The sequence below is a fragment of the Slackia sp. genome, from assembly GCF_977041755.1.
On sequence record NZ_CDRRGL010000228.1, the window covers coordinates 1 to 1,515 of the forward strand.

The window sequence follows — 1,515 nt, forward strand, 5'->3', positions numbered from 1 at the left end:
GGGAGACGACGATTTCCAGGCACGCGCCTGCCTGCGCGGTCGCTCCATGCGTCGTTGGCTGAACAGCCCCGATCGCCTGCTGTACCCGATGAAGCGCGTTGGCAAGCGCGGCGAGGGCAAGTTTGAGCAAATCAGCTGGGATGAGGCAATTTCGACCATTGCCGATAAGCTGAAGTACACCATTGAGACCTATGGCAATGAAGCCATCTATGTAAACTATGCAACGGGCATGCATTCCGCGACGGGCAATCCGGGCAAGCGTCTGTTGGGCCTTTTGGGCGGATATGTAAATCAAGGTTACGACTACTCTGCGAATATGATCTTAGCTGTTATGCCGTATATGTACGGCAGCTCCGCGAATCTTGATAAAGACGGCAACCATGTTACGCTCGGAAAGCCGGCGACGGCGTTCAACCCCTATGATGCGGTAAATGCGAGTTCGTTTAGCGAGGCCGAAGCGAATTCCGACCTTGTGGTGATGTTCGGCAACAGCCCCGCGGAAACACGCATGGGCGGAGCCAACGCCGTATGGGATTTCGCGCGTGTTCGCGAGGCCGTAACTGGACGCGGTGGCAAGATCGTCAATATCGACTATCGCATGAATGAAACCGCGTCGGGCCATCCCGATGAATGGCTGCCTATTCGCCCCGGAACCGATGCCGCGCTTGTTGCGGGCATCGCGCACGAGTGGATTGTCAATGGCCAGGTGAATAAAGAGTTCCTGGACAAATATGCCGTCGGTTACGATGACGATACTATGCCCGAAAGCGCAAAGGGCCAGAACAAGTCGTACAAAGATTACGTTATGGGCACTGGCTACGATATGGTCGAAAAGACTCCCGAATGGGCTGCGGCCATTACGCAAATTCCCGCCGATACCATTCGCCAATTGGCGGCCGACTTGGCTGCCGCAAAAGCTCCGTTTGTGTGCCAGGGCTGGGGTCCTCAGCGCCATACTAACGGCGAAGACACCACGCGCGCTATTTGCATGCTTCCTATTTTGTTAGGTCAAATTGGCCTGCCTGGCACCAATACCGGTCAGCGCGAAGCCGAACCGCCCGTAAGCCTGGTTGGCAGCATTCCGTCGAAGAATCCGGTGAAAACCACCATCCCTGTATATCAGTGGGTTAACGCTGTCGACCACGGTCATGAAATGACCGCAACCAATGCCGGCATCATGGGCGCTGAAAAGCTTCAGAGCGATTTCAAATTTATCTGGAATTATGCGGGCAACTGTTTGACCAATCAGCATAACGATATCAACCATACGCACGACATTCTTGTCGATGAATCCAAATGCGAGTTCATTTTGGTATGGGATACCGTTATGACCGATTCTGCGAAATACGCCGACATCCTCCTTCCCGATGCCATGCGTTCCGAGCAGCTCAATATGTATAATCAGGGTTACTCCGAATGGTATACGGGCGTTACGGTCGGCGGTCCCGCCCAGGAAGCTCCAGGCGAATGCCGTAGCAGCTACGATGTGTGCGCCGACATCGCCGACAAATTTGG

Annotated in this window: 1 protein-coding gene; it reads left to right on the forward strand. The window is 54.5% G+C overall.

Annotated features, from left to right (window positions below):
• A partial coding sequence (locus tag ACWI8T_RS09930) for a molybdopterin-dependent oxidoreductase (protein ID WP_449138814.1) occupies positions 1-1,515 on the forward strand: 1,515 nt, incomplete at both ends.